This is a genomic window from Paraburkholderia sp. BR10937, assembly GCF_040965695.1.
Lineage (GTDB): Bacteria > Pseudomonadota > Gammaproteobacteria > Burkholderiales > Burkholderiaceae > Paraburkholderia.
Map to the genome: position 1 here is coordinate 1 of NZ_JBFRCL010000176.1, position 373 is coordinate 373.

Sequence of the window (373 nt, forward strand, 5' to 3'; positions counted from 1 at the left end):
CATGGCCTATGTATTCAGCCATGGATACTCCATTCGGAGTGGGTTTCCCCATTCGGACATCTACGGATCAAAGCTTGTTTGCCAGCTCCCCGTAGCTTTTCGCAGGCTACCGCGTCCTTCATCGCCTGTGATCGCCAAGGCATCCACCACATGCACTTGTTCGCTTGACCCTATAACGGGTGTGTCTCTTTCGAGAACACTCGCTACAGGCTGAGTTTTCGCGTTGTGCCGTATTCCAAAGCCCTCTTTCGAGGAACTTAAAAATACATCGATACAATCACAACCCTGATTCACCTACTCGACGGCCATCTCTGTCCGTCTTCCGGATGAATCTCTTTACTACTTCTTCCTGATTGTTAAAGAACGACAGCCG

At 49.9% G+C, this 373-nt stretch carries 1 rRNA gene; it reads right to left on the bottom strand.

Features of this window, described 5'->3' with window-relative positions:
- Positions 1 to 170 (bottom strand): 23S ribosomal RNA (locus AB4Y44_RS42520); the annotation flags it as partial.
- Between the last annotated feature and the right edge of the window lie 203 nt (positions 171 to 373).